Genomic DNA, 23,351 nt, shown 5'->3' with positions numbered 1-23,351 from the left:
GATCGCCGCGTTGCTGTGGCTCAGCTCGGTGTGGTCAGGTCGCGGCGCCGGAAGGTGACCACGGCGGCGTACGCCACCAGTGCGGCCAGCACCGTCAGGACGAGCACCGCGGTGACGTCGACCGGGACGAGCGGGTACTCGCCGACGTGCTCGAACGGCGACACGCGGATCGCGCCGTCGGGGAGTTCGAGGATCGGTGCGAAGAACCCGACGACCGTCCCGTAGGCGACGACGGCCCAGGTCGCGGGCAGCACCCGGGGCGCGGCGCCGTACAGCAGGGCGCCGAGTGCGAGCACGGACCACACGGCCGGGGTGTGCGCGAGGTGGCCGAGGACGAGATCGTCGATCAGGCCTGCGTCGCCGGTGCTCACCGCGGCTCCGACGCCCATGCCGACGCCGGCGGTCAGCAGCAGCCACGGCACGCCGGCCGCGGCCACCGTCAGGTACGCGCCGATCCAGGCTGGCCGGCCGACCGCCGTCGCCAGCACCGGTTCGGCGCGTCCCTCGGTCTCCTCGGCGCGCAGGGCGTGCACGGCCAGCACGGCGAAGATCGCGACGACGAGCGCCATCGTCAGGCCCATCAGGCCGAGGAAACCGGACAGCATGTCCGCCGAGCCGCCCATGACGGCGACCAGGTCCGCCGGCGCGTCCTCGAAGCCGTCGAGCATCGGCTGGGTGAACGCGCCGAACGCGACGCCGCCGACGAGCAGGGCCACGGTCCAGCCGATCAGGCTCGCGCGCTGGAGGCGGAACGCCAGCGCGAGCGGATCACGCAGCCAGGGCGCGGCCCGGGGCGGCCCCGGGCGGGGCGGCACGAGACCGGCGCCGAGGTCGCGGCGGGCGGAGAGCGCGTAGCCGGCCGCGGCCGCGGCACCGGCGAAGGCCAGCGTGATCACCAGCGGCCACCACCGATCGTGCACGTACGGCGCGGTCTGCTGCGACCAGCCGAGCGGCGACAGCCACGACAGCCAGGCCGGGCCGGCGCCCTGGACCGCGGCCATGTCGCCCAGTCCACGCAGGACGAACGCGGCCCCGAGCACCGCACCCGCCATGCCGGAGGTGGCCCTCGGGTACTCCGACAGCTGGGTGGTGACCGCCGCGATGCCGGCGAAGGCGAGCGCGGCCGCGCCGATGGCGGCGCCGAACAGCAGCGAGCCGCCCGGGTCGAAGCCGCGGCCGGCCATCATCCCGCCGACGAGCACCGCGACCGCGACGGCCATCAGCGCGCTCAGCGCCAACGCCGCGGTGAGCTGGGCGTGCCGGCCGACGACGTTGGCCCGGACGAGTTCGGCCCGGCCGGAGCTCTCCTCGACGCGGGTGTGCCGGACGACGGTGAGCAGACCCATCAGCCCGGCACCGAGGACGATGTAGAGCCCGTACTGCCCGGCCAGGAACCGTTCGAGGGTCAGGTCGTCGAACCCGAACCCGGGGCCGCCGAACAACGCGCCGACCGGGCTGGCGGAGAACGCGGACAGTCCGCGCAGGTCCTCCGGCGTCTTGATGAGGGTCTCCAGCGCGGTGGCGAAGTAGGTCATCAGCAGGGTGAGCCCGAGCGTCCAGGCCGGGAAGCGGATCCGGTCGCGCCGCAGCATGAACCGCAGCAGGACGCCGGTGCCGCGGGTCGCGGAGTCGCGCTGGACGGCGTGCGCGGCGCGGCTGGTGGTGGTCGTCGCGGTGGCCATCACGCGACCTCTTCCTCGGCGTGGTCGCCGTAGTGGCGCAGCAACAGTTGCTCGAGGGTCGGCGGATGCGCGGTCAGACCGCGCACGCCGAGCTCACCCAACAGCCGCACCACCGGCGCGAGCTGTTCACCGTCCACTTCGAACCGGAGAACGCCGTTCTCGGTGCGCAGGTTGTGCACGCCCGCGTGTCCTCCGAGCGTGCCGGCCGGCCGGTCGGTGACCGCCTCCACCGACGTGCGGGTGAGGTGGCGCAGCTCGGTGAGCGAGCCGGACTCGACGATCCGGCCCTGCCGGATGATCGAGATCCGGTCGGACAGCACCTCCACCTGGGCGAGGATGTGGCTGGACAGCAGGACGGTGCGCCCGGCCGCCTTAGCCTCGCGGATGCAGTCCTGGAAGACCGCCTCCATCAGCGGGTCGAGGCCGGCGGTCGGCTCGTCGAGCAGGAGCAGCTCGACGTCACTGGCGAGCGCGGCGATCAGCGCCACCTTCTGCCGGTTGCCCTTCGAGTACGTGCGCCCCTTCTTGGTCGGGTCGAGGTCGAACCGCTCGCACAGCTCGTCCCGGCGGGCCGGGTGCGCGCCGCCGCGGAGCCGGGCGAACAGGTCGATCGCCTCGCCGCCGGTGAGGTTGGGCCACAGCTCGACGTCGCCGGGCACGTAGGCGAGCCGCCGGTGCAGTGCCACCGCGTCGGCCCACGGGTCGTGGCCGAGCACGCTGGTGCGGCCCGAGTCGGCGCGCAAGAGCCCGAGCAGGACGCGGATGGTGGTGGACTTGCCGGCGCCGTTGGGGCCGAGGAAACCGTGCACGTGGCCGGGCTCGACGGTCAGGTCGAGCCCGGCGAGCGCGGTGACCCGGCCGAACGTCTTGGTGATGTGTTCGATCTCGATCGCAGCGGTCATGGTCATGCCTCATCGTGTGAGTGGCGTGGATGATGTGGGGGCCCCGAGCGGGGTGTGGTGACTAGCGCTCGCCGGCTGGCGGATCCGGGACGTACATCAGGAAGGCGTCGAGCATCGACCGGTCGACCAGCAGGCCCTGGGTGAACAGTTCCAGGGCGGGCGGTGCGAGCTCCTCCACGTAGCGGCGGAACGACTTCCGGAACTCCTCGGGATCGGTGTTCGACCCGTGCAGCGTGAACCACAGCAGCATGCCGCCCGCGCTCTGGTAGGCCAGGTAACGGGTGCGTGCCGCCCGGTCCCTGCTGGGCAGCACGACCCCGGCCGCCTCGCCCGCGGCCAGGTACGCGTCCGCGTCCTCGGTCATCTGCTCGATGAGCGTGGCCGCCAGCTCGCCACCCGTCTGCAGGCTGCGCATCAGGTAGAGCACGATCGGCGCGTAGTGCTCGAGTTCGGCCATCTGGGCCATCAGCATGCCGGCCGTGCCGTCGGTCAGCGCCTTGGTCTTCTGCTCGCGCATGACCGCCAACACGTGCTCGTCGCAGGCCTTGCGCAGCCCTTCCTTCGAGCCGAAGTGGTGCACGACCAGACCCGCGGTCACGTCCGCGTCAGCGGCGACCGCCCGCAGCCCGGCGCCGAACCCGTCCTGGCCGAACCGCGCGATGGCTGCATCGCGGATCCGGTCGGCGGTGGCGCCTGCCTTCGCGGCGGTCTCGTCGTTGCTCGCTGACACACCACCAGGTTAAACAGCTGTTCAATCACGCACAACAGCGCGGTGTGAGCGGGGGCGTCAAGATTTCGTCAATACGAGCGCCGCGCGGGCGTAGCCGAGGACCAGTGGACGTTCGTCGTCCGCCCGCCAGGCGACGGCGAGCTCGCTGGGCGCCACGCCGGTGACCGGACGGACCACGACGTCGTCCCTGGCGACCAGCGGCGCGTTGCCCTCGGCCAGCAGCACCACCCCGTCGCCGTTGGCCACCGCCTCGTGGGTCTCCTCCGCGCTGTTGATCTCCCCGCCGATGACCGGCGCCCGGCCGCCCCTGGCGTCCAGCGCGAGCCAGTACCCGCGCGCCGCGCCGGCCGACTCGGGCAGCGCGAGGAACGGTTCGTCCAGCAGGTCGGCGAACGCGACCGTCGCCCGACCGGCGAGCGGGTGCCCGGCGGGCAGCGCGACCAGCCGTGGCTCACTGGCGACCACCACCCACCGGTACCGGTGGGCATCGGGCATCGGCAGCCAGACGAAGCCGACGTCCGCGGTGCCGTCGGCGAGACCGGCCACCGGGTCCGCCCAGCCGACCTGACGCAGCCTGATCCTGGCGTCCGGGAACTCGGCGGCCAGCCGGGACCGCAACGCGGGCAGCAGGCCGCGGCCTGGACTGGTGCTCATGCCGACCACCAGCGTCGCGCGCTGCGCGGCCTTCGCCGACTCGATCGCCGCCCTGGCCGCCGACCACTCCTCGGCGATCCGCCTGGCGTGCGGCAACAGCGCGGCGCCGACGGGCGTCAGCCGCACCTCGCGCCGGTCCCGTTCGAACAGCGACGCGCCGAGCTGCCGCTCCAGCATCCGGATCTGCTTGCTCAACGCCGGCTGGGACACGTACATCCGCTCGGCCGCCCGGGTGAAGTGCAGCTCCTCGGCCACCGCGACGAAGTAGGCCAGGTCCCGCCCGTGCACGTCCACAACCAATGGCTATCACAGCGGGTCTTGGACGACGCGGTGCCCGGCGCGGAACGGTGGAGCCATGACGAACCCGAGAGTGTGGCTGGTGACCGGCGCGAACAGCGGCTTCGGCCGGGCGATCACCGAGGACGCGGTGGCCGCGGGGGACACGGTCGTCGCGGCCGTCCGGCGACCGGAGACGATGGCGGACCTGGTGGCCGCCCATCCCGACCAGGTGGACCCGGTGCGGCTGGACGTTACCGACACCGCGCGGATCGACGAGGCGGTCGCGGACGTGCTGAGCCGGCACGGCCGGATCGACGTGCTGGTGAACAACGCCGGACGGACCCAGGTCGGCGCGGTCGAGGAGACCACCGACGACGAGCTCCGTCACCTGTTCGACCTGCACTTCTTCGGGCCGGCGGCGTTGATCCGCGCGGTACTGCCGGCGATGCGGGCCAGGCGGAGCGGCGCGATCGTGAACCTGAGCAGCGTCGGCGGCCAGGTCACGATGCCCGGCTTCTCCGCGTACTGCGCGACGAAGTTCGCCCTGGAGGGGCTGTCCGAGGCGTTGGCCGCCGAGGTCGGGGAGTTCGGCGTCAAGGTGCTGGTGGTCGAGCCAGGCGCGTTCCGCACGAACCTGTTCGGCGCGGGCGCGGCGTACTTCAGCGCGGAGGATCCGGTCTACGCCGACAGCGCGGGCCGGACCAGGACCTTCGTCCGAACCGGGCACGGCGGGCAGGCGGGCGACCCGGTCAAGGCGGCCGAGGCCATCCGCACGGCGCTGGCGGCGGACGACACCCCGCTGCGGCTGCCGCTCGGCGACGACTCGGTGGACACGATCCTCGCCCACCTCGACGCCGTGCGGACCGAGATCGCCGCCTGGGAGTCGGTCGCCCGCGACACCGGGTTCGACGAGTGAGCGGGCCGGTGTCCATGCTGGCGGCATGACGGTGCGGGTGGAGATCAGTGTGGACTCGATCGCCGGGGTGCTCGCGGCCGTGCGGGCCGGAGCGGACCGGGTGGAGCTGTGCGCCGCGGCGGCCGAGGGCGGGCTGACGCCGAGCGCGGGCCTGATCGAGCGGGCCGTGGCGCTGGCCGGGGACCGGGTCGAGGTGCACGTGCTGGTCCGGCCGAGGCCGGGTGGGTTCCACTACGCGCCGGAGGAGCTGGCGGTGATGCGGCGGGACGTCGTCCTGGCCGGGGAGTGCGGGGCGGCGGGGGTCGTGGTGGGGGCGCTGGACAACGCCGGGCGGGTCGACCGGGAGTGCGCCGGCCTGGTCGCGGCGGCCGGCGGGCTGCCGGTCACGTTCCACCGGGCGATCGACGTCGCCGAGGACTCGGTGCGGGCGCTGGAGGACGTGGCCGCGCTCGGCTTCGCCCGGGTGCTGACGTCGGGTCGGCGGCGGTCGGTGCTCGACGGGCTGGGGCTGGTCCGGGAGCTGGTCGAGCGGGCGGACGGGCGGGTGGCGGTGATGGCCTGCGGCGGGGTGCGAGCCGGCAACGCCCGGCGGGTCCTCGACGCGACCGGCGTACGCGACCTGCACGCGGCCCCGCGCCGGCCGGCCGGCGCGGCGGGTGCCGGTGCGGTGTCGTTCGCCGGTGTCGGGGCGCCCGCGGGGTCCGACCGGTTCGACACCGACGAGGACGAGGCGGCCGAGCTGTGTCAGGTCACCCGTAACAGCGCGGTGTAGAGGGTCAGGCCCGGACCGAAGGCCATGGCGAGCACCGGGTCACCGGCGCGGAGCCCGCCGGTGGTGAGCAGGTCGTCGAGCACGAGCAGGACCGTCGCCGAGGAGCAGTTGCCGTGTTCGCGCAGCACGTGCCGGGAGTGCCGCAGCACCTCGGCCGGCAGGTCGAGCACGTCCCGCACGGTGTCGAGGATGCGCGGGCCGCCGGGGTGCACGGCCCAGCCGCGTACGTCACGCGTGGTGAGGCCGTGCCGGACCAACAGGTTCTCGACGGTGGCGTGGACGTGCTTGGCGAGCACGTCGGGGACGCGCGGGGACAGGGTCATCCGGAACCCGCGGTCGGTCACCGCCCACGTCATGTGGTCGGCGGTGGTGGGATCGGTGACCGCGGTGGTGTCGACCAGTTCGAGCCCCGGTCCGCCACCCGGTCGCAGGACGACGGCGACGGCGGCGTCGCTGAACAACGCGTGCGACACGACCTGCTGGACGTCCGGGGTGGGTGGTTGCAGGTGCAGCGAGGTCAGCTCGAGGCACAGCAGCACCGAGGGCCTCCCCCTGGCCGTCACGAAGTCGCCCGCGCCGGCCAGGGCGGGCAGCGCGGCGTAGCAGCCCATGTGCCCGACGAGCAGGCGCTGGGTGTCGGCGGCCAGGTCGAGCGACGCGGCCAGCCGCACGTCCAGGCCCGGCGCCGCGTAACCGGTGCAGGAGGCGACGACGAGCTGGCCGACGTCGGCGGGGTCGAGGCCGGCGGCGGCGAGGGCGCCGGTCACCGCGCGGTGCCCCAGCGGCGGCGCGTACCGGTCGTACAGCTCCATCCGCTCCTGGGTGGACCACCCGGACAGGTCCTGGTCCAGCGGGCTGACCACGGCATGCCGGCGGACCACCCCGGCACCGGTGAAGATCCGTTCCGCGGCGCGGCCACCGGCGAAGTGGTCGCGGAAGTACCCGTCCCACAACGCCCGCTGGTCGGTGACCGGTGGGAGCGCGGTGCCGATGCCGGTGAGCACCGCGGTCACGCCCTGGCTCACCACCGGGGTGCCTCGTCCGGGTCGTCGCCGACCGCGCGGGCACCCAGCCAGTCCGCGCACACGTCGGAGGTGGCCGGTTGCAGGGCACCGCAGCGGGCGTCGCGGTAGAGCCGTTCCAGCGGATGGCCTCGACGGGTGGCCGAGGCGCCCGCCGCCTCCAGCACGCTCGAGGCGACCTCCGCCGCGGTGTCGCCCGCGGCCAGCTTGGCCCGCCACACCCAGCGGTTGGTCTCCTGGCCGCCCGGGTCCTCGGCGACCCGCCGTGCCGCCTCGGCGACGACCAGCGCCGCGGCCGCGACCCGGGTGTCGGCCCGGCCCATCCTGGCGCGTACCGCGGGCAGGGTGTGCAGGCCGCGCTCGCGCAGGTGCTTCGCCCCGTGGTCGAGCACGGCGCGGGCGACACCGACATAGACCGCCGCGTAGGAGGCGACCAGCCACTGCGGCATGACCTGGGCGAGCAGCAGCGCGGCGCCCTCGATCCCGCCGACCAGCGCGTCCCGGCCGACCTCGGTGTCCAGGTGCAGGTCGTGGCTGCCGGTGGCGCGCATGCCGAGCGCGTCCCAGGTCGGCTCGACCCGCACGCCGTCGCCCGCCGGGACCAGGAAGTAGGAGACGCGCGGCTCGTCGGCGGTGTGGTCCCTGGCGGCGACCAGGTAGGCGTCGGCGTGCCCGGCGCCGGAGACGAACGTCTTGCTGCCGGTGATCCGGAAGCCGGCGGCGGTGCGCTCGTAGGCGGTGGCGACCTTGGACAGCCGCGAGCCGACGCCGCGCTCGCTCATCGCGACCGCGTACAGCGAGCCGTCGGCGGCGGCCCGCAGCACCCGGTCGCGGGACTCGAAGAAGCTGTCCGGCGCGCCGAACGCGCGCACCAGGTCGTCCGGGGTGTGCGCCAGCGCCCCGGTCACCGACGCGTGCATGTTGAAGATCAGCGCGGTCGCCCCTGCTCCGGCGCCCAGTTCGACCGCGACGTCGGCGTACTCGGCGAAGGACGCCCCGAGCCCGCCGAGCCGGCGGGGCACCATCAGGCCGAGGAGCCCGGCGTCGCGCAGGTCGTCGAAGTCGGCCGAGGGGAACTCGCCGGACGCGTCGTAGGCCTGGGCCCGTGCGGACATGCGCTCGGCCACCGACCGGGCTCGGGGGATCGCGGACACCGTCATCCTTCCCTCGTGCCGGTCTTGGTGCCGTACCCCTGGAACAGCACGGCGGTCGACCGGGTCGGCACCATCGCGACCGTGTCCGCCCGGCGGAGGAGCCAGGCGATCAGCCCGGTCGCCGACGGGCGGATACCCCGCAGAGCCAACCCCACACCGTGCCGCCCGCACTCCCGCACGAGCAGCGACCGGTCCACCAGCAGCGCCGGGTCGTGCACGCCGCGCGGGGCCAGGCCGGGCACCCGTTCGGCGACGCCGATCGCCAGCCACCGGCAGACCGCGGTGGCGGCGAGCGTGTCCAGCACCAGCGACCCGCCGGGCCGCAGCACCCGGCACGCCTCCGCGACGGCACGCGGCAGGTCCGGCACGTGCTCCAGGATCTCGCCGGCGACCACCACGTCCGCCGACTCGTCGGCCGCCGGGATCGACAGCACGTCGCCGCGGACCGCGTGCACGCCGTGCGCGCCGGCCAGCCGGACCGTCTCGGGCGAGAGGTCGACGCCGACGTGCCGGTAGCCCTTGTCGGCGACGTGCGGCGCGAGCAGCCCGGCGCCACAGCCCAGGTCGAGCAGCACCGCGCCCGGTCGCGGGGCGGGCGGGACCAGCTCGGCGCGGGCCGCGGCGAGCCAGTGCAGCATCGCGAACACGCCCCTCCGCCGCCACCACTGCTCGACGTTCGCGTCGTAGAGCGCGACGTCGTTGGGCCGGAACCGGGTCGTTGGCACGCGCGGCGTGTACCCGAAAGTGGGGTGAGTACGCGCCCGGCGGGTATGCCCACCGGCATGTTCACGAAACGAACCGTCCGCGACCGGGTGGTCCTGGTGACCGGCGGCACCGCCGGGATCGGAGCCGCCGTCGTCACGAGGCTGCTGGCCGAGGGCGCGACGGTCGTCACGTGCGCCAGGGACGAGACCCGGTTGCGCGCGGCCGGCGTCCACGCCGTGCCGTGCGACCTCACCGATCCCCGGCAGCGCGGCGAGCTGGTCGACCACGTGGTCGAGCGGTACGGCAGGCTCGACGCGCTGGTCAACAACGCCGGCCAGGGCCGGGTCGGGCTGTTCACCCAGCTGGACACCGAGGCCGTACAGGCCATGGTCGACCTGAACGTGGTCGCGGTCGCGGACCTGACCCGGCGGGCCCTCCCCCACCTCGCGGACCGGCGCGGCGACGTGGTGATGATCTCCTCGCTCGCCGGGGTGGTGCCGGTGCCGCCGCTGGCGATGTACTCGGCCACCAAGGCGGCGGTCGACGGGCTCGTGCACGGCCTGCGGCGGGAGGTGCCGCACGGAGTCCGGATCCACACCGTCGAGCCGGGCCCGGTGCGTACCGAGTGGCTGCTGCGCGCCGGCGGCCTGCGTCCGACCGCCGAGGAGGGCAGGCGCGGCCGTTCGTTCGGCGCGGGCCCGGACCAGGTCGCCGACGAGGTGTACCGGTGCCTGACCGGGCACGGCCACCGGACCGTCGCCGTGCCGCGCTGGCTCGGACCCGCGCGGCTGGCCGCGGTACCGCCGTTCAGCGTCGTCCTCGACCTCGCGCTCGCGCCGGTGGCACCCCTGGTGGCCCGCTGGACCCGGCGCTACCAGTCCGAGCTGGTCTCACGCGCCCGTGGCGAGCAGCAGCACCACGTCGAGGACCGCGACGACTAGTACCGCGTGGAACGCGGCCCGCCGCCGCGCCACCAGTCCCCCGCCGACGACCAGACAGGCGACGACCAGGGCGGCGATCCCGAGCGCGGAGGCCGCCCCGGGCGGTCCGGCCACCAGCACCACGGACGCGGCCAGCACCAGCGCGGCCGCGAGGAACCGGCTGGCCGTGGCGCCGATCCGGTGCGGCAGTCCCACGACCCCGGTCGCGGTGTCGTCGTCGATGTCCGGCAGGACGTTCGCGACGTGCGCGGCACTGCCGAGCACCGCGGCCCCGACCGTGATCCACCACGGCGGCCAGTGCCCGGTGGCCCCGATGGTCGCGAACGCCGGCAACAGCCCGAACGACACCGCGTAGGGGACGATCGACCAGGCCGTCGCCTTGACCCCCAGGTCGTACGCCCAGGCCGACAGCAACGCGCCCACGTGCGCCGCGGTCGCTGGCACGCCGGACAGCAGGGACAGCCCCACCGCCAGCACCGCGGCGACCACCACTCCCCGCCCGACCGCGCGGCGGCCGACCCGCCCCGCCGCCACCGGCTTGTCCGTCCGCCCCACCACGGCGTCCCGGTCGGCGTCGACGACGTCGTTGAGCCACCCCACGGACAACTGCCCGGCGAACACGGCCACGGTCACCCCGGCGACGCCGCCCGGCGAATGCCCCGCCGTCACCGCGAGCCCGGCGGCCACCACCGTCACCACCAACCCGGGCAACGGATGGCTGGCCGCCACCCACGCACCGAACGAGCCCACGGTTCCCGGCATGTCCGCCAGTGTGCTGCCCAACCCGCGCGACCGCCGATCGTCCACCGATCGTGGCTCGCTCTTCGAGGCCCGGACCGCATCGTGAGGCAACGAAAGCGGAGAGGAATAGCGAGATGCGGGTTTCCGAAGCGGAACTGGCCGAAATTCCAGGGATTGTCAGAGTGGAGAACACGCCGGCGCCGGAAGTCTTCCGGATCGCTGAACGCGAAGCCAAGGAAAGCTACTCCAGCAAAGAAATCTACCACGACTTCTGCACGCTGCACGCCTACATCGACTGCCCGCCGCAAGTCGTGTTCGACTACCTGGCGGACATCCGCAGCCTGGAGGAGTTCACGGTCAGCGCCAGGGAACTGGAGCCGGTCGACGACGACGGGCTGTGGGTCGGCTGGGATCGCATCGTCCCGGACACTCGGCTGTACGCCAAGGTGGTGGCCAACCGGGACGCGCTCACCGTCGACTACCACTGCGCGTGGGACCAGGGCGACGAGCTGTGGATGGTGTACCTGTACCGGGTGGTGCCGGCGCGGACGGTGCTCGGTACGCAGGGCTCGGTGCTGCTGTGGACCAACTGTCACCACCCGCACTACGACGTCAACCCGCGCCCCGAGCTGGCACCCAGCAAGGACCGTCTCTGGGTCGGGGACTTCTGGCACCTGTTCTACCCCGGCCACAAGATCGAGCTGGACAACCTCAAGGCGATCCTGGAGTACCGGCACGCCAACGGCATTTCGATCGTCGACAGCCAGCGGCAGGCACGTGGCTGACCTCAGCGCGGCGGTGGCGGAGGTCCTCCGTCCGGCGGCGGCGGGATGATCAGCCCGTGGGCCGGCGCCTGCTCCACCGCCGCGCGCAGCTGCTCCGGCGACAGCGGGGCGGGGCCGGCCCCCGGAAGTCCTTCCGGCGTCCCCACTGCGGTGAAGTAGCGGTCCATACCGCCGGGCGTGTAGATGGTCAACGCACGAGCCGTTGACTCACCGACGTTGCGCACGCCGTGCAGGGTGCCGCGGGGCACATGGACGAGGTCTCCGGCCGTGGCGGCGAAGGTGCGGCCAGCTGAGAAGAACTCGAACTCCCCGGACAGGATGTACAGCGTCTCGTCCTCGCCGGTGTGGATGTGCGGTGGTGGACCGTCGCCGGGGGAAACGGTCAGCTGGAGGAAGCTGAGCGACCCCGACGTGGTGGCGGTCCCCGCCTTGACCGTGTGCAGGGTGCCGCCGATCCACACCCCGTCACCGTCGTCGGCTGGCACGTGGATCAGGTTCTCTCGACCGGTCACGGTTTCTCCTCGCGGTGTCATGTGCTGTTCAGGCGTCGATCGTGTCTCACGGCGCTCGAGAGCGCGTTGAAACGGGGCACGTCGGGCCGCGGCGTCGAGCGGGGCTCGACCGACTGCACGGCATCCTGATGGCGACTCTCGCCGGCGAGGACGGGCCACGGGCGGGACCTAGGAGTGAGGTCGCATGACTGATCAGCAGCAGATGCTCTACGACCCGTTCGCGCCGGGGTTCACCGACGACCCCTATCCGCACTATGCCAGGGTTCGCGAGCTGGATCCGGTGCACCAGCATCCGCTGGGGTTCTGGCTGCTCACCGCGTATGACGACGTGGCCGCGTTGCTGCGGTCCGGGTTGTCCGTCGACTACCACAACCTCGCCGACGGACTGATCTTCCGGCAGCAGGACGAACTGCTCGGCGAGAACGTCGGCACGCCACTGAACCTCGCCCTGGTGGACCGGGACCCACCCGACCACACCCGGCTCCGCGGTCTGGTGTCCAAAGTGTTCACTCCACGAGCGATCGCCGCACTGGAACCGGCCATCACCGAACTCGTGGACTCCTCCTTGGACACCATGGCGGAACGACGGCGGGCCGACCTGATCGAGACGCTGGCCTTCCCGGTGCCGTTCGCGGTGATCTCCACGATGCTCGGGTTGCCGGAGGCCGACCACGTCCGGGTGCGCGAGCTGTCCGGCATCCTGGTGGGCAGGCTGGAGTTCGCCACCTCACCGGAGCGCATTCGCGCCATCGTCGCCGCGGACCGGGAGCTGACCGGGATCGTGCGTGACCTCATTCGCTGGAAGCGGGCGCATCCGGGCGACGACCTGCTCTCCGCGCTGATCGAGGCCGAGGTCGACGGGCACACGCTGACCGAGGACGAGGTGGTCGCCCAGGTCGTCCTGTTGTACGTCTCCGGCCACGAGACCACGGTCAACCTGATCGGCAACGGTGTCGTGGCGCTACTGCGGCACCCGGATCAGCTCGCCGCCCTGCGCGACCGGCCGGAGCTGGCCGGCAACGCCGTCGAGGAGATCCTGCGCTACGACACCCCCGTGCAGCAGAGCCGCCGGATCACGACCAGTCCGTGCCGGGTGCGGGACAGGGCGATCCCACCGGGTGTCCTGGTGATCCCCTGCCTCGGCGCGGCGAACCGGGATCCCGGACGGTTCGGGCCCGACGCGGATCGGCTGCGGATCGCCCGGCCGGAGGCCAGAGCCCACGTGTCCTTCGGTGCCGGCCGGCATCACTGCCTCGGCGCCGCGCTGGCCAGACTGGAGGGCCGGATCGCCATCGAACGCCTGACCCAGCGCTTTCCCGGGCTGGCCCAGGACGGCGAGATCACCTGGAACGGCCGGGTCAACCTGCGTGGCGCGCAGGCCGTGCCGGTCCTCGTGTAGGACCGGCGGCCGACACCGATCAGGACGGGGTGTCCCACTCGACCAGCAGGTGCTGCGGTCCGTGGAACGACGCGTTGCGGCGGTAGTCGTAGTTCTGCCCCGGTACCAGGCGCATCCCCGGCAGCCGCCTGGTCAGCTCCTCCAGGATGATTCGCAACTCCAGCCGGGCCAGCGGCGCTCCCATGCACACGTGGTTGCCGGCACCGAAGGCCAGGTGCTCGGTGGCGTTGGCGCGTCGGATGTCCAGCGTGTCCGGCTGGGGAAACACGTCGTCGTCGTGGTTTCCGGAGCCGATCATCAGCAGCACCTTGCCGCCCGCCGGAATCACCGTGCCGCCGACCGGCACGTCCACCAGTGCCCTACGCCGCCAGCACTGCACGGACGAGGAGAACCGTAGGCACTCCTCCACGGCGTTCGGAATCAGCGTCGAGTCACCGCACAGCTCGGCCCAGGCCTCCCGATGTTCGAGCAGGTAGCGCAGCGCGTTGCCGGCCGCGTTGGTGGTCGTCTCGTGCGCCGCCACCAGACCGCTCATCAGCATGTTCTGCAGATGGTTGTCGGTGACCAGTTCCGGGCGGGTGCGCTGGACGTCGATGGCGTGCGGCACCCAGCCCGTCCCACCGGTGCGTTTGAGCCGCTCCACCAGCTCGCCGGCCAGCGTCCACCACTGGCCGACCTGGTCGGCGATCTCCAACTGGTGCTCGAGCGTTGGCCGCCCCCAGGTGAACATGCCGAGCTTGATGCTGTAGTTGCGCGCCCGGTCGATGTCCTCGTCCGGCACTCCGACCACCAGCAGGCCGACGATCGCCGGCACGTCCCAGAGCAGATCGTCGACCAGGTCCGCGGCGCCGCGGGGCACGATGTCGTCGAGGTAGTCGGACACCAGCGCGCGAATCCGGTTCTCCAGCTTCGCGACGGACCGGGACAGCAACGGTTCCGCCAGCGCCTTGCGTCGCGCCCGGTGCACGGGGTCGTCCTCGTTGGTCAGCACTGGGCCTGGTGCGAACCGGTAGCTTCTCAGCAGCTCGACCACCGGCTGACGTAGCGGCGTGATGGGATCGAGCGCGATCGACGCGGAGAACCTGCTGCTGTCCCGAAACGTCGCCTTGATGTCGCGATAGCGCGTCACGACCCAGTAGTCGAGATCCTCGCTGTAAAACACGGGTTGGTGGTGGCGCGCGGCTCGGAGCATTCCAGGCGGATCGGTCTGGTACTCGGCCCCGAACGGGTCGAAGTTCCCGGCAATTCCGCTCACCGGGCATCGGCTCACGGTCACATCGGCTTCTGGATCACTCATGCCGCCTCCACTCAGATCTCCCGAACACCCATGAATCATCGGGGTGTCGGGCGGGATATCGGCAGTGAGGTCGACGAGCCCTCGAGCGGGTTCCGATCCGCGCCTCTTATCGTACGAGTAGTACGCCACAGGGCGTTGGTCGGTCACCGCGTCGAGACGGACTGGGTGGGCCATGGATCTCAATACTTCGCGGACGCGCCGCGCGCCGCTGCGAACGGTCGACCACATGGTGAGTTATCTCGTCCGGGCCGCCGGTGTTCGGCACATGTTCGGCGTGCACGGAGCGAATATCGAGGATCTCTACGACGCGGCGAGCGGGTCCGGCCTTCCCATTTCCGCGGTGATTGCCAAACACGAGTTCGCCGCTGGCACGATGGCCGACGGATATCACCGCACCGGCAACCGGATCGCGGTCGTGACGGCCACGTCCGGCGGCGGCGCGCTGAACCTGGTGGCCGCCCTCGGCGAGGCGTACGCGTCGGAGGTTCCGGTGCTCGCCCTGGTCGGGCAGCCCCCCACCGCGCTGGAGGGCCGCGGTGCCTTCCAGGACCAGAGTGGAGTGTCCGGGTCGATCGACTGCCGCGCGGTGTTCTCCCCGGTGTCCCGGTTCTGTGAGCGGGTGGGCAAGCCCGAGGACGTGGCCCACCTGCTGCCCGCGGCGCTGGCGGCTGCCGTCGGCTCACCGGCCGGGCCAGCGGTCCTGTTGCTGCCCAAGGACATCCAGCAGGCTACGCTGTCCACACCCGACTGGGACGAACCGGCGGTGACGAGCCGCACGGCCGGGGTTTCCGGCACGCTGCGCTGGCGGTTGCGCACCGGCCGGGTGGTGATCATCGCGGGATCCGGTGTGATCCGGGCGAACGCGCGTGCCGAGCTGGCCGCGCTCGCCGAGGCGCTGGACGCCGGAGTGGCCGTCGAGGCCGACGCGAAGGACGCCTTCGACAATCACAGCCACCGGTTCCTCGGGGTCGCCGGAACCATGGGGCATCCTTCGGTACGGCGGGCGCTGCTCGCCGCGACCTCGTGCGTGCTGGCCGGCACGCGGCTCCCGCACGGGTCGCGGCTCGGCCTGGAGGATCTGCTCGCCACCCGCGAGCTGGTCGCCTTTCACGACCAGCCTCCCTACGTGCACGACGAGCGCGCCCTGCTGGTCGACGGGGACCTGCGGGCGAACCTGCTGGCGACCACCACGATGCTCGGCGGACGCGACACCGCCGCCCCGAGCGAGGTCGCGCGTGGGACGACCGAACGCCAACGGGCCGAGGTCGACCATCTGCCGCTGCCCGAACGGAGCGGTGACCAACTCGGCTGCCGGGAAGTCCTGGAGGTCATTTCGGCCGTGCTGCCCGTTGATGCCAACGTGGTCAGCGACGCCGGCAACGCCGGCGCGGCCGTCGTGCACTTCCTGCCAACCCCTCGACGGGGTCGTCAGGTACTGGCCATGGGCATGGGCGGCATGGGATTCAGTTTCGGGGCCGGCCTCGGCGCGGCGTTCGCCACCGGCAAGCGCACCTACGTGCTGGCCGGCGACGGTTCGTTCTTCATGCACGGCATGGAGGTGCACACCGCGGTGGAATACCACCTGCCGGTCACCTTCGTGGTGTTCAACAACAACGCGCACGCCATGTGCGTGACCCGCGAGGATCTCTACTACCCCGGCGTGCCGAGCCACAACCGGTTCACCCCGACCAGTATCGGTGCCGGCGTCGACGCCATGTTCCCCTCCCTCGCCGTGCACACGGTCCGGGCACGCACCGGTCTCGACGCGTGCCGGGACTTCCTGCTCGATGCCGAGAGTCGTGGCGGGCCGACACTGGTGTGCGTCGAGCTGGACACCGACGAGATTCCGCCGTTTCTGCCTTTTCTGCGGCACGAAGCGGTACGGGAGGCATCATGACGGCAGGGCTGATCGACGTCGCGAGCTATCTTCCGCCCACCGAGGTCGGCCGCGAGTACTTCGAGCGGTACGCCCGGCCGGACGACCCGCTGGTGCGCAACCCCATGTTCCGCGCGCCGCGTTCGCGGCGCTACGCCGACCGCACGCAGACCGCGCCCGATCTCATCGAGCTGGCCGTGGGAGCGCTGACCGCGCGGCACGGACCGACCGTGCTCGACGACGTCGAAGTCCTCATCACCCACACCGCGCTGCCGGACGTGCCGTTCCTGGGTGCTGGCGCGGAGATCGCGCGTCGGCTCGGCCTCCGACCGGAGTCGATCATCGATCTGCACAACGGGCACTGCGCGGTGTTCCCCTACATGCTCAGCCTGGCGAGGAACCTGCTGTCCGGCGCCAGCACGGGCCGCGCGCTGCTGTGCCTGACCCAGAACTCCGGGCGGATCTTCACCCAGCCCGGCGTCCGCACGTCGGCACACGCCTCGGTGATCGGCGACGGCGCGGCAGTGGCGCTGGTCGGGGCGACAGGTGGCGCCACGATCCTGGACACCGAAGTGCGTCACCATCCCGAGTACGCGGCGGACGTCGACATCGTCCTGGCCGACGGCCGGCTGTACTGGGAACCAGGCACCGCCGAACTGGACGTCCACTTCGACAACCGCAAGGCGCAGAACATCATCGAACGCGGCACCGTCCTGGTGCCGGACGTGATCCGAGCGGTGTGCGACCGGCTCAGCCTTGCCACGAAGGACATCGACGTGCTGGTGACCAACCAGCCCAACCGGTTGCTGCTGCGGAACTGGTCCAGAGAGCTCGGCGTGGACCCGGCCCGGCATCCGGACACGTTCGACAGCTACGGAAATCTCTTCGGCGCCGGTATGCCGATCACCTTCGACCACGCGGTACGGGCCGGCCTGGTGCCCGACGGCTCACTGGTCGTGTTCGGCGGCTTCGCTGGCGCCGGTGAGTTGACCGCCGCGGCCGCCGTCCGCTGGCGCGAAAACGTCCAGGGAGGAGAGTCAGAATGACCAGCCGTGGTACCGAGGCGATCCGGTTGCTCGCGGAGGTGCTCTACGTCGAGCCCGAACGCGTCGACCTGGACAGCAACTTTCCCGAGCTCGGGCTGGACTCCATCCTCGCCGTGGAGTACGTGGCACAGTTGAAGGCGTCGGTGGGATACACGGCCACCATCGCCGAGCTCTACGACCTCGGCACCCCACGTGCTCTCCTCGACCGCCTCGGGGCGTCGTCGTGACCGCGGAGGAAGCCCTGGAGCTGCTCCGCGCGAACGTGCTGGCCGTGCTCGACGGTGTCCCCGACGCCGTCCCGCCGGACCAGGTGGTCGCCGAGAGCACGCTGGCCGACCTGGGCCTGTCCTCGCTGGAACGACTGGATGTCCTGGTCGGCTCGCTGGACGACGCCGGACTGTCGCCGAGCGTCGACGTTCTCGACGGCGCGCACACCCTCGCGGAGCTGGCCGAGGTCCTGGCCACGGCGACCCGGGCGTGGTGACCATGGCCAGGATCGGAATCGAGGCCGTCAACGCCTACTGCGGCTCGGCGTGGTTGCCCGCCGAGGAGTTGTTCACCGCTCGCGGGCTGGATCACACCCGGCTGGCCGGTCTCGGACTGGTCGGCAAGGGCGTGGTGCTTCCGGACGAGGACGTGGTGTCGCTCGCGGCCACCGCCGCCCGGCCCCTGGCCCGCGACGACATCCGAACTCTGGTGGTGGCCACGGAGTCGGGCGTGGACATGTCCAAGTCGGTCAGCACCCACGTACACCAGTTGCTCGGCCTCCCCCGGCAGTGCCGGCTGTTCGAGGTGAAGCAGGCCTGCTACGGCGGGATCGCCGCGTTGCAGGCCGCCGCCGGGTTGGTGTCGGTCGAGCCAGGCAGCAAGGCGCTGGTGGTCGCCGCCGACGTGCCTGCGGTGACCCGTGGCGAGTACATCGAGGCGGGCCAGGGCTGCGGTGCGGTGGCCGTGCTGGTCGGCGACCAGCCAGGCGTCGTCGAGCTGTCGCTGGGTGACTCCGGTTGCTACGGCTACGAGCTGGCCGACTTCCTCCGGCCAGGACCGGACGTCGAGGTGGTCGATACCGATCTGTCCCTGGTGTCCTACCTGGACAGTCTACTCGGCGCCTTCGCCGACCACTGCGACCGGGTGCCCGGCACGGACATCGTGACCGGTTTCGACATGCTGGCGATGCACACGCCGTTTCCCGGCATGGTTCGGGGTGCGCACCGCACGTTGCTGCGCAAGCTGTCGGACCTGCGGCCGGACGCGATCGCCGAGGACTACCGGGCAAGGGTCGAGCCGTCGACCCGGTTGCCGGCGACGGCGGGGAACATCTACTCCGCCACCACCCTGCTGGCGATGCTGAGTGCGATCGGGCACCGTCCCTCGACACGGGACCAGGTGCTGGGCGTGTTCAGCTACGGCTCGGGCAGCGCGGCGGAGTTCATCCGCTGCGTCGTGCCGGCGGGCGCCACGGCCGTGCTGCCGGACCTGTCGGCCAGGACACGGCTGTCCGTGCCCGAGTACGACCGGTTCCTCGACCGGACGCGGTTGCTCGGGCAGGGTGCGCGGGACGTGCCGGTCGAGGTGCGCACCGAGTGGCCGGGCCGTGCGGTGCTCACCGGGATCTCCGGCTACCAGCGGGAGTACGCATGGCTGTGATCGCGCGGACCGTCGCGCCGGTCGACCTGTCGTCCCGAACGGTGGCCGCTCTGCTCGCCGAGGTGCGCGCGGCGGAGCGGTCGTCGAGCCGCGCGCTGGTGCTGCGCGCGGACCGGCCGGTGTTCTGTTCCGGGGCGGCGCTGGACGCGGTGACCGACTGGACGCCGCGGGATCACGCGCGGCTGTGGGAGTTGCTGTCGGCGCTGCGGGACAGCCGCCTGGTCACCGTGGCGGTGGTGGACGGCGCGGCGTACGGCGGCGGGGTCGGCCTGGCGGCCGCCTGTGACCTGGTCGTCGCCGGCGCGGGTGCCAGCTTCCGGCTGACCGAGGTGCTCGTCGGCCTGGTCCCGGCGCTGATCTGGCCGTTCGTCGCCGCACGGATCGGTCACCACGCCATGTTCCGGTCGGCGCTGCTGGCCACCAGCCTGGACGCGGCCGGGGCGCACCGGCTCGGGCTGGCCGACGAGGTCCGCGCGGACCCCGACGAGTCGGTCGGCGGGCTGGCGCGCGCCCTGCGGCGGATGCCGAGGAACTCGGTGGCCGACCTGAAGGCGTGCCGCCGGGCGTTGACGCACGTGCCGGCGGGGTACCTCGACCAGAGCTACGGGCTGCTGCGCGCCGCCGTCGAGGACGACGTAGTGCTCGACCGAATCGAGTCGTTGCGGGGGATACGAGCATGACGACCGCGACGCGAGCGTTCGGTCCGGTTCGGCTGCTGCGGACCGGGCGGGTCGCACTGGTGACCATGGCGGACGAGGCGAGTGGCAACACCATCTCCCCGGCACTGAGCGCCGGGCTGGAAGACGTGCTGGCCGTGGTCGCGACCGACCCGACGGTGCACGCGGTGGTGGTCACCGGGTTGCCGGACAGGTTCTCCTGCGGCGCCAGCCGCGAGTACCTGGCCGCGGCGGACCCGGTCGACGTCGAGCCGTTCGTCCGGGCGTTCGTGCACTGTCCGCTGCCGGTGGTGGCGGCCATGCGCGGGCACGCCGTCGGCGGTGGGCTGTCCCAGGGTTTGTACGCCGACATCCCGATCCTCAGCGAGCGTTCGATGTACGCGGCGAACTTTCTCAACTTCGGCCTGGCACCGGCCTACGGCACGACCTGGCTGCTGCCTGCCCGGCTGGGCTCCACCCTGGGCACCGAGCTCCTGTTGACGGCGCGGGCGTACCGCGGCGCGGAGCTGCGCGACCGAGGCGCGCCGGTACGGATCGTCCCGCACGACGACGTGGTCGCGGTGGCACTGGCCGAGGCGGAGCGAATCGCCCGGGCGCCCCGTCGTGCCCTGGAGCTGATGAAGGCGCAGCTCGCCGGTCAGGTGCTGGCCGCTGGTGACGCGGCCATCGAAGTGGAGACCGGCCCGCACGAGCGTTCGTGGGCCGCGGCCGACCGGCTCGCACTGGTCGGTGATCGCTACGGGCGAGCCGAGGAGCTGAGGCCATGAGCACTCCTGTCGCCATCGTGGGTATGGACTTTCGGCTACCCGGCAGCGACACGGCCGACGAGTTCTGGCGGACGCTGACCGTGGGCGCGCCGAAGACCCGGCAGGTGCCGGCGGATCGCCTCGTGGGTTACCCGGCCGGGCAGGTCGGGCCGGCCGGCCTGACCGCAGCCCTGCTCGACGACATCAGCTGCTTCGACGCGAAGTTCTTCGGCATCGGCCGGCGCATGGCGGTGTGGATGGATCCGCAGCAGCGCCTGCTGCTGGAGACCAGCTGGCGGGCCATGGAGTCCGCGGCGATCGCACCGGGCAGCTTGCGTGGCCTCGACGTGGGTGTCTTCGTGGGGTCCGCCACCAACGACTTTCGCGACCGGATGATCAGCGAAGGGGTGCTCGACCGCTACACGGCCATCGGAGCGCTGCCGACCTACCTGTCCAACCGGCTCTCCTACCACTACGACTTCCGCGGCCCCAGCTACACGGTGGACACCGGCTGCTCCAGCGGACTCTCCGCATTGACCATGGCGGTCGCCAGCCTGCGCGCAGGGGATCTCGACGTCGCCCTGGTCGGCTCCGCCAACCTGTGCCTGTCCGGGGTCATGCCGGCCACGCTGGCGCACGCCGGTGCGCTGTCGCCGTCCGGGTCGTGTCGGCCGTTCACCGACGGCGCCGACGGCTATGTCCGGGGGGAGGGCGTGGTGAGCCTGGTGCTGAAACGGCTCGATGACGCGCTTGCCGACGGGGACCCGGTCGCCGCGGTGATCCGCGGCGCGGCCACCAATCACGACGGTCGGCGTGGGGGGCTGATCAGACCGGACGCCGACTCCCAGGTGGGGCTGGTCCAGCGCGCGCTCCGGCAGGCCGGTCTGTCTGCTTCGGACATCGGTTACGTCGAGGCGCACGCACCGGGCACCAGTGCCGACGCGGTCGAGGTGGACGGTATCCGCAGACTGCTAGCCACGCTCCCGCCCGGGGCACGAGGCAGGGCGGGACCGGACGGGAGAACGTGGGTCGGGTCCGTCAAGGCTGTCATCGGGCATCTGGAGAGCGCCGCCGCTGTCGCGAGTCTCGTCAAGGCTGTGCTGGTACTGCGGCACGGCCAGATCCCCACCGCCGCCGGCATTCTCTCGGTGGGAGCCGACCTCGCCGTGCGACACGACCCGTCCGCCCCGCCGGGCAGCGTCATCGACTGGCCGGCCGGCAGTGCCCCGAGGCGGGTCGGGGTGAGCTCGTTCGGTATCGGCGGGTCCAACGGGCACTTGGTGGTGGAGGAGTCTCCGGCCCGGCGGGCCTCGGCCGGGCGGTGGCGAGCCGGGCGGGTCGCCGTGCCGCTGTCCGCGGCCGACGAGGCCTCGCTGGGTGCGCGCGCCGCTGAGCTGGCGGACTTCCTGGCCGATCCGCCACCGGGCTGCGACCTCAACTCGGTGGCGTGGACCATGCAGGCAGGGCGGGAGCAGCTGCCGGCACGGGCGGTCGTCGAGGCGAGCTCGCTGGCGGAGCTGCGTACCGGGCTGCGGGCCCTGCCGGAGCCGGGGCCGGCCTACCGGACGTGGGTGAACGGCGGCGAGCTCGACTGGGCGGCCTGTTGGATCACGCCGCCAGCGGTGCGGCTGTCGCTGCCGGGCACGGTCTTCCGGCGGACGCACCTGGGATTCGCGCCGGAGACCGCGCGCCGGCGGGCGGGGTGAGCACACCGGTCGCGGTCACCGGCATGGCCGTGCGCAACGCGCTGGCCGACACCGTGCCGGCGTTCGCCGACGCGCTCGCCGCCGGTGTCGTGGCGGATCCGGGGTTCACCGTCACCGCGCCGGGACGATCCGCGCTGCCGGCACGCAGCGGTGCGGCCGTGGCCGTAGCGGCGATGCGCGCCGCGGGGCTCACCGCGGCGGAGCTGGAGTCGGCCGCGCTGGTGGTCGCCGGCAACAACCTCGCCCTCGACTACCACGCCGGAGTCTGGCAACGGTTCAACGAGCGCCCGGGCAGCGTCCGACCGTCGCACGCGATGGCCTACCTGGACACGGACGTGCTCGGCGTGGTCAGTGAGGCGACCGGGATCCGCGGTGAGGGGTGCACGGTGGGCGGCGCGTCGGCCAGCGGAACGCTCGCGGTGATCGCCGGCGCACGCCTGATCCGGTCCGGCGAGGTGGACACCTGCGTGGTGGTGGCGCCGGCGAACGAGCTGTCCGGTGCGGAACGGCGGGCGCTGCTGTCCAGCGGTGCCATGACCGAGGGCGTCTGCCGGCCGTTCGACGAGGCCCGCGACGGCTTCTGCTACGTCCAGGCGGCCGCGTCGGTGGTGCTGCGGCGTCGGGGACAGGCGCTGGCCTGGCTGAGCGGGTACGGCCAGCGGCTGGACGGCAGGCGTGGCACCGCGCCGGACCCTTCCGGCCAGGCCGAGGCGATGCGCCGCGCACTGGCCGACGCCGGCATCCGTCCGTCCGCTGTGGACTACGTGAACGCTCACGGTACCGGCTCGGTCGCCGGGGACGCCGCGGAGGCGACCGCACTTGTCGACGTCTTCGGCACCGGCCCGCTGGTCAACTCCACCAAGGGCCTGGTCGGACACGGCCTCGGCGCGGCCGGACTCACCGAGCTGATCGCCACGATCGTCCAACTACGCGACGGCTTCGTGCACCCGAACCCGAACCTGGTCACCCCCCTGCCCAACGCACCCCGACTGGCCGGCCGCACGAGCACGGCGACCGGACCGCGGGTCGCGGTGTCCAACAGCGTGGCCTTCAGCGGGATCAATGCCGCGCTGGTGTTGTGCGCTCCGGACACGAGGTGACCATGGAACTCCGGGCATGGACGGCGGGCAGCCCACGCACGTCAGGACGTGACCGTCGGCCC

General features: G+C 72.5%; 24 protein-coding genes. 14 read left to right on the top strand and 10 right to left on the bottom strand.

Going from position 1 to position 23,351, the window contains the following annotated elements:
- Window positions 1-20 precede the first annotated feature (20 nt).
- The 4 genes from JT362_RS08445 to JT362_RS08430 form a co-directional block, all read right to left on the bottom strand.
- Complete coding sequence (locus tag JT362_RS08445) at window positions 21-1,682, bottom strand: ABC transporter permease (RefSeq protein WP_260190504.1); 1,662 nt, start codon at window positions 1,680-1,682, stop codon at window positions 21-23.
- Window positions 1,682-2,584, bottom strand: a complete 903-nt coding sequence (locus JT362_RS08440; protein ID WP_260190503.1) for an ABC transporter ATP-binding protein — start codon at window positions 2,582-2,584, stop codon at window positions 1,682-1,684. Before JT362_RS08440 ends, JT362_RS08445 begins: the two co-directional genes overlap by 1 nt.
- Before the next feature lie 61 nt (window positions 2,585-2,645).
- The gene (locus tag JT362_RS08435; protein ID WP_260190502.1) at window positions 2,646-3,314 is read right to left on the bottom strand and encodes a TetR/AcrR family transcriptional regulator; all 669 of its coding nucleotides are present in this window, start codon (window positions 3,312-3,314) and stop codon (window positions 2,646-2,648) included.
- A gap of 57 nt (window positions 3,315-3,371) precedes the next feature.
- Window positions 3,372-4,262, bottom strand: a complete 891-nt coding sequence (locus JT362_RS08430) for a LysR family transcriptional regulator (RefSeq protein WP_260190501.1) — start codon at window positions 4,260-4,262, stop codon at window positions 3,372-3,374.
- A 61-nt stretch (window positions 4,263-4,323) separates the two neighbouring features.
- Here JT362_RS08430 and JT362_RS08425 point away from each other — a divergent pair, with 61 nt between their 5' ends.
- The gene (locus JT362_RS08425) at window positions 4,324-5,163 is read left to right on the top strand and encodes an oxidoreductase (RefSeq protein ID WP_260190500.1); all 840 of its coding nucleotides are present in this window, start codon (window positions 4,324-4,326) and stop codon (window positions 5,161-5,163) included.
- 25 nt (window positions 5,164-5,188) lie between these two features.
- Window positions 5,189-5,935, top strand: a complete 747-nt coding sequence (locus JT362_RS08420) for a copper homeostasis protein CutC (protein ID WP_260190499.1) — start codon at window positions 5,189-5,191, stop codon at window positions 5,933-5,935.
- On the opposite strand, the gene JT362_RS08415 is transcribed toward JT362_RS08420, so the two are convergent.
- From JT362_RS08415 to JT362_RS08405, 3 genes are read right to left on the bottom strand one after another with little or no spacing between them, the layout of a single operon-like run.
- Window positions 5,908-6,960 (bottom strand): type III polyketide synthase, encoded by a 1,053-nt coding sequence (locus tag JT362_RS08415; protein WP_260190498.1) that lies wholly within the window; start codon window positions 6,958-6,960, stop codon window positions 5,908-5,910. The genes JT362_RS08420 and JT362_RS08415 overlap by 28 nt on opposite strands.
- Window positions 6,957-8,117 carry an acyl-CoA dehydrogenase family protein gene (locus JT362_RS08410; protein WP_260190497.1) on the bottom strand — a complete coding sequence of 387 codons (1,161 nt, stop codon included), beginning with the start codon at window positions 8,115-8,117 and terminating at the stop codon, window positions 6,957-6,959. The genes JT362_RS08415 and JT362_RS08410 overlap by 4 nt, the downstream gene beginning before the upstream one ends.
- A complete protein-coding gene (locus JT362_RS08405; RefSeq protein WP_260190496.1) occupies window positions 8,114-8,836 on the bottom strand; it encodes a class I SAM-dependent methyltransferase in 723 nt (240 codons plus the stop codon). The genes JT362_RS08410 and JT362_RS08405 overlap by 4 nt, the downstream gene beginning before the upstream one ends.
- Window positions 8,837-8,893: 57 nt before the next feature.
- On the opposite strand from JT362_RS08405, the gene JT362_RS08400 reads away from it, so the two are divergent.
- Window positions 8,894-9,757, top strand: a complete 864-nt coding sequence (locus tag JT362_RS08400) for an SDR family NAD(P)-dependent oxidoreductase (RefSeq protein WP_260190495.1) — start codon at window positions 8,894-8,896, stop codon at window positions 9,755-9,757.
- Here JT362_RS08400 and JT362_RS08395 read toward each other — a convergent pair.
- Complete coding sequence (locus JT362_RS08395) at window positions 9,707-10,519, bottom strand: UbiA family prenyltransferase (RefSeq protein WP_260190494.1); 813 nt, start codon at window positions 10,517-10,519, stop codon at window positions 9,707-9,709. The genes JT362_RS08400 and JT362_RS08395 overlap by 51 nt on opposite strands.
- A 161-nt stretch (window positions 10,520-10,680) precedes the next feature.
- Between JT362_RS08395 and JT362_RS08390 the strand changes: the two genes are divergently transcribed.
- Complete coding sequence (locus tag JT362_RS08390) at window positions 10,681-11,283, top strand: SRPBCC family protein (protein WP_260190493.1); 603 nt, start codon at window positions 10,681-10,683, stop codon at window positions 11,281-11,283.
- A gap of 2 nt (window positions 11,284-11,285) precedes the next feature.
- Here JT362_RS08390 and JT362_RS08385 read toward each other — a convergent pair whose 3' ends face one another.
- Window positions 11,286-11,795, bottom strand: coding sequence for a cupin domain-containing protein (locus tag JT362_RS08385; protein WP_260190492.1), 510 nt, complete (start codon window positions 11,793-11,795; stop codon window positions 11,286-11,288).
- 184 nt (window positions 11,796-11,979) lie between these two features.
- On the opposite strand from JT362_RS08385, the gene JT362_RS08380 reads away from it, so the two are divergent.
- Window positions 11,980-13,194 (top strand): cytochrome P450, encoded by a 1,215-nt coding sequence (locus JT362_RS08380; RefSeq protein ID WP_260190491.1) that lies wholly within the window; start codon window positions 11,980-11,982, stop codon window positions 13,192-13,194.
- Between the two features lie 19 nt (window positions 13,195-13,213).
- Here JT362_RS08380 and JT362_RS08375 read toward each other — a convergent pair whose 3' ends face one another.
- Entirely contained in the window at window positions 13,214-14,491 is a 1,278-nt protein-coding gene (locus JT362_RS08375; RefSeq protein ID WP_260190490.1) for a cytochrome P450, read from the bottom strand.
- A 172-nt stretch (window positions 14,492-14,663) separates the two neighbouring features.
- Between JT362_RS08375 and JT362_RS08370 the strand changes: the two genes are divergently transcribed.
- Genes JT362_RS08370 through JT362_RS08330 form a run of 9 tightly spaced genes read left to right on the top strand, consistent with a single transcriptional unit; the run spans window position 14,664 to window position 23,289 of the window.
- A complete protein-coding gene (locus tag JT362_RS08370; RefSeq protein WP_260190489.1) occupies window positions 14,664-16,388 on the top strand; it encodes a thiamine pyrophosphate-binding protein in 1,725 nt (574 codons plus the stop codon).
- A complete protein-coding gene (locus JT362_RS08365; RefSeq protein ID WP_260190488.1) occupies window positions 16,385-17,413 on the top strand; it encodes a 3-oxoacyl-ACP synthase III family protein in 1,029 nt (342 codons plus the stop codon). Before JT362_RS08370 ends, JT362_RS08365 begins: the two co-directional genes overlap by 4 nt.
- A complete protein-coding gene (locus JT362_RS08360) occupies window positions 17,410-17,640 on the top strand; it encodes an acyl carrier protein (protein WP_260190487.1) in 231 nt (76 codons plus the stop codon). Before JT362_RS08365 ends, JT362_RS08360 begins: the two co-directional genes overlap by 4 nt.
- Window positions 17,637-17,897: a phosphopantetheine-binding protein gene (locus JT362_RS08355; protein ID WP_260190486.1), complete on the top strand. Its 261-nt coding sequence runs from the start codon at window positions 17,637-17,639 to the stop codon at window positions 17,895-17,897. The genes JT362_RS08360 and JT362_RS08355 overlap by 4 nt, the downstream gene beginning before the upstream one ends.
- Window positions 17,898-17,899: 2 nt before the next feature.
- The gene (locus JT362_RS08350) at window positions 17,900-19,060 is read left to right on the top strand and encodes a hydroxymethylglutaryl-CoA synthase family protein (RefSeq protein ID WP_260190485.1); all 1,161 of its coding nucleotides are present in this window, start codon (window positions 17,900-17,902) and stop codon (window positions 19,058-19,060) included.
- On the top strand, window positions 19,051-19,740 hold the full coding sequence (locus JT362_RS08345) for an enoyl-CoA hydratase/isomerase family protein (protein WP_260190484.1): 690 nt from the start codon (window positions 19,051-19,053) through the stop codon (window positions 19,738-19,740). The genes JT362_RS08350 and JT362_RS08345 overlap by 10 nt, the downstream gene beginning before the upstream one ends.
- Window positions 19,737-20,504, top strand: coding sequence for a polyketide synthase (locus JT362_RS08340; protein ID WP_260190483.1), 768 nt, complete (start codon window positions 19,737-19,739; stop codon window positions 20,502-20,504). Before JT362_RS08345 ends, JT362_RS08340 begins: the two co-directional genes overlap by 4 nt.
- The gene (locus JT362_RS08335; protein ID WP_260190482.1) at window positions 20,501-22,189 is read left to right on the top strand and encodes a polyketide synthase; all 1,689 of its coding nucleotides are present in this window, start codon (window positions 20,501-20,503) and stop codon (window positions 22,187-22,189) included. The genes JT362_RS08340 and JT362_RS08335 overlap by 4 nt, the downstream gene beginning before the upstream one ends.
- Window positions 22,186-23,289 (top strand): beta-ketoacyl synthase N-terminal-like domain-containing protein, encoded by a 1,104-nt coding sequence (locus JT362_RS08330; protein ID WP_260190481.1) that lies wholly within the window; start codon window positions 22,186-22,188, stop codon window positions 23,287-23,289. The genes JT362_RS08335 and JT362_RS08330 overlap by 4 nt, the downstream gene beginning before the upstream one ends.
- Window positions 23,290-23,351: the final 62 nt, after the last annotated feature.

This window comes from Actinophytocola gossypii (assembly GCF_025165815.1).
GTDB lineage: Bacteria > Actinomycetota > Actinomycetes > Mycobacteriales > Pseudonocardiaceae > Actinophytocola > Actinophytocola gossypii.
This window is presented reverse-complemented; position numbering and strand designations above follow the sequence as displayed.

Coding starts and splice junctions, on each gene's coding strand:
- JT362_RS08350 (WP_260190485.1), top strand. CDS start 17,900: ATGGCCAGGATCGGAATCGAGGCCGTCAACGCCTACTGCGGCTCGGCG.
- JT362_RS08340 (WP_260190483.1), top strand. CDS start 19,737: ATGACGACCGCGACGCGAGCGTTCGGTCCGGTTCGGCTGCTGCGGACC.
- JT362_RS08445 (WP_260190504.1), bottom strand. CDS start 1,682: ATGGCCACCGCGACGACCACCACCAGCCGCGCCGCGCACGCCGTCCAG.
- JT362_RS08380 (WP_260190491.1), top strand. CDS start 11,980: ATGACTGATCAGCAGCAGATGCTCTACGACCCGTTCGCGCCGGGGTTC.
- JT362_RS08375 (WP_260190490.1), bottom strand. CDS start 14,491: ATGAGTGATCCAGAAGCCGATGTGACCGTGAGCCGATGCCCGGTGAGC.
- JT362_RS08365 (WP_260190488.1), top strand. CDS start 16,385: ATGACGGCAGGGCTGATCGACGTCGCGAGCTATCTTCCGCCCACCGAG.
- JT362_RS08395 (WP_260190494.1), bottom strand. CDS start 10,519: ATGCCGGGAACCGTGGGCTCGTTCGGTGCGTGGGTGGCGGCCAGCCAT.
- JT362_RS08420 (WP_260190499.1), top strand. CDS start 5,189: ATGACGGTGCGGGTGGAGATCAGTGTGGACTCGATCGCCGGGGTGCTC.
- JT362_RS08335 (WP_260190482.1), top strand. CDS start 20,501: ATGAGCACTCCTGTCGCCATCGTGGGTATGGACTTTCGGCTACCCGGC.
- JT362_RS08400 (WP_260190495.1), top strand. CDS start 8,894: ATGTTCACGAAACGAACCGTCCGCGACCGGGTGGTCCTGGTGACCGGC.
- JT362_RS08410 (WP_260190497.1), bottom strand. CDS start 8,117: ATGACGGTGTCCGCGATCCCCCGAGCCCGGTCGGTGGCCGAGCGCATG.
- JT362_RS08440 (WP_260190503.1), bottom strand. CDS start 2,584: ATGACCGCTGCGATCGAGATCGAACACATCACCAAGACGTTCGGCCGG.
- JT362_RS08370 (WP_260190489.1), top strand. CDS start 14,664: ATGGATCTCAATACTTCGCGGACGCGCCGCGCGCCGCTGCGAACGGTC.
- JT362_RS08425 (WP_260190500.1), top strand. CDS start 4,324: ATGACGAACCCGAGAGTGTGGCTGGTGACCGGCGCGAACAGCGGCTTC.
- JT362_RS08360 (WP_260190487.1), top strand. CDS start 17,410: ATGACCAGCCGTGGTACCGAGGCGATCCGGTTGCTCGCGGAGGTGCTC.
- JT362_RS08345 (WP_260190484.1), top strand. CDS start 19,051: ATGGCTGTGATCGCGCGGACCGTCGCGCCGGTCGACCTGTCGTCCCGA.